Annotated in this window: 1 protein-coding gene; it reads right to left on the reverse strand. The window is 70.6% G+C overall.

Features of this window, described 5'->3' with window-relative positions; translation table 11 throughout:
• On the reverse strand, positions 1-3,213 hold a 3,213-nt coding region (locus ABZ260_RS48950), incomplete at both ends, for a beta-ketoacyl synthase N-terminal-like domain-containing protein (protein WP_355632233.1).

Consider the following 3,213-nt stretch of genomic DNA (forward strand, 5'->3'; position numbering starts at 1 on the left):
CCTGGTCACCGGCCCGCACCGCCAGCTCCACGAACGCCGAACCCGGCACCACCACTGAACCCGCCACCACGTAATCGGCCAGCCACGGCTGCGCGCTCACCGACAACCGACCCGTCAGCACCACCGCATCGGAATCGGCCAGCCCAACCGCGGCGCCCAACAGCGGGTGATCCGTTGTGGCCAATCCCGCCGCCGCAACATTCCCCGCACCGGCACTGCCCTCGGGCCAGAACCGCTGGTGCTCGAAGGGATAGGTGGGCAGGTCAACCCGGCGCCCACCCGGCAGCACCGAGCGCCAGTCCATCGGCACCCCGTGCACATGCAGCTCGGCCAGCGCCGTCATCACCGCCCCGTGCTCGTCCCGCCCCTTGCGCAGCACCGGCACCAGCACCGTGGGCACCTCGTGCACACGCGCCTCCGGATCCGCCGTCAGCGTGTCCTGGGCCATGGCGGTCAGCACCCCGTCGGGGCCGAGCTCCAGATACGCCCGCACCCCCTGCGCACGCAGGGTACGCACCCCGTCGGCGAAGCGCACCGCGCCACGCACCTGCTCCACCCAGTAGTCCGGCGAGCACAGCTGCTCGGCCGAGGCCGCCTGCCCGGTCAGCGTCGACACGATCGGAGTCCTCGGCGCCCCGTAGCTGAGCCTGCTCGCCAGCGTACGGAACTCCTCCAGCATCGGATCCATCAACGGCGAATGGAACGCGTGCGACACCCTCAACCGCCTCGTCCGCACCCCGCGCTCCTCCAGGGCGGCGGCCACCTCAAGGACCACCTCCTTCACCCCGGAGATCACCACCGACGCGGGACCGTTCACCGCCGCGACCGACACCTCACCCTCACGCCCGGCCAGCAACTCGGCAACCTCCTCCTCAGAGGCCGCCACCGCCACCATCGCCCCACCGGCAGGAAGCGCCTGCATCAACCGCGCCCGGCCCGCCACCAACGCACACGCATCGGCCAGCGACAGCACCCCCGCCACATGCGCCGCCGCGATCTCCCCGACCGAGTGACCGGCCAGCACATCCGGCCGCACCCCCCACGAGGAGACCAGCCGGAACAGCGCCGTCTCCACCGCGAACAACGCCGGCTGCGCCCACCCCGTCCGATCCAGCAACTCCGCCCCGGCCGACCCCGGCTCGGCGAACAACACCTCCCGCAACGACCCCTCAAGCAACGGGTCCAGCTCCGCGATCACCTCGTCCAGCGCCTGCGCGAACACCGGGAAACGGTCATACAGCTCCCGGCCCATCCCCGCCCGCTGACTACCCTGACCGGTGAACAGGAACGCGAGCTGCGGCTCCGATCCCGCCACACCACGCACCGCACCCGCGCTCGGCCGGTCCTCGGCCAATGCGCCCAGCCCGGCCAGCACACCATCACGGCCATCGGCCAGCACCACGGCCCGATGCTCGAACGCCGACCGCGTCGTGGCCAGCGAGAACGCTGCATCGGCCAGACCCAGGCCAGGCTGACCGTCCAGGAACGACACCAGCCGCCCGGCCTGCGCCCGCAAAGCCTGACCTGTCTTCGCCGACACCAGCACCGGCACCACACCCTCGGCAGGACCCTGGTCCTGCGGAATGTCTCCTTCCGGCGTTTCCGGCCCTTGTTCGAGAATGATGTGCGCGTTGGTGCCACTGATCCCGAACGACGACACACCCGCCCGGCGCGGACGACCGGTCTCCGGCCACTCGACCTGCTCGGTCAGCAACTCCACCGCACCCGAGGCCCAGTCCACATGCGACGACGGCGCGTCCACGTGCAGCGTCTTGGGCAGCACCCCATGCCGGAGAGCCAGCACCATCTTGATCACACCCGCCACACCCGCGGCGGCCTGGGTGTGACCGAGGTTCGACTTGATCGAGCCGAGCAGCAGCGGCCGGTCCTCCGGCCGGTCCTTGCCATAGGTCGCCAGCAGGGCCTGGGCCTCGATCGGGTCACCCAACTTGGTACCCGTGCCGTGCGCCTCGACCGCGTCCACCTCGGACGCCGAGAGCCCGGCCCCGGCCAGCGCCTGGCGGATCACCCGCTGCTGCGAAGGACCGTTCGGCGCCGTCAGGCCATTGGACGCACCGTCCTGGTTCACCGCCGACCCACGCACCACCGCGAGCACCTCATGCCCCTTACGGCGCGCATCCGACAACCGCTCCAGCACCAGCATGCCCACACCCTCGGACCAGCCGGTACCGTCCGCGCTGTCGGAGAACGCTTTGGACCGCCCATCGGGTGCTATCCCGCCCTGCGCATTGAAGCCGATGAACCCCAATGGTGATGCCATTACCGTCGTACCGCCCACCAGCGCCAGGCCGCACTCGCCCGACCGCAGCGCCTGCGCCGCAAGGTGCAGCGCCACCAGCGAAGATGAACACGCCGTGTCCACCGTCATCGCCGGACCCTCCAAGCCCAGCATGTAGGACAGCCGGCCCGACAGCACGCTGGCCGAGAGACCGGTGACGCCATGGCCTTGCACATCCGTCTGAGTACTTATGATCAGGCTCGTGTAGTCCTGGCCGTTGGTACCCACGAACACCCCGGTGGAACTGCCCTTCAGCGAGACCGGGTCGATCCCGGCCCGCTCGACCGCCTCCCACACCCCCTCCAGCAGCAGCCGCTGCTGCGGGTCCATCGCCAGCGCCTCACGCGGCGAGATCCCGAAGAACCCCGCGTCGAACCCCGCCACATCCGCCAGGAACCCACCCTGAACATCGACACCCGTCCCCGACAACAACCCCGTGTCCCAACCCCGATCCGCCGGAAGAGGCGAGATCGCGTCCTGCCCCTCGGACAGCAACCGCCACAGCTCCTCCGGCGAGTTCACCCCGCCGGGGAACCGGCAGCTCATCCCCACGATCACCACCGGATCGTCCGCCACCGACACCCTCGGCCCGGCCACCACACCCGACCCGACCGCCTGGTCCTGCCGACCCAGCAACTCCGGCACCAGGAACCACGCCAGCGCGGTCGGCGTCGGGTAGTCGAACACCAGCGTCGTCGGCAACCGCAACCCCGTAGTGGTGTTGAGCCGGTTGCGCAGGTCCACCGCGGTCAGGGAGTCGAAGCCCAGCTCACGGAACTCGCGTCCGGGCTGGACAGCCTCCCCCGAGGCATGCCCCAACACCACCGCCGCCTGCGCCCGCACCAACTCCACCACCAGCCGAACCTGCTCGGCCTCACCCAGCCCCGCCAGCCGCCGCACCAGCTCCGAATCCC

It is taken from the genome of Streptosporangium sp. NPDC006013, assembly GCF_040614275.1.
Lineage (GTDB): Bacteria > Actinomycetota > Actinomycetes > Streptosporangiales > Streptosporangiaceae > Streptosporangium.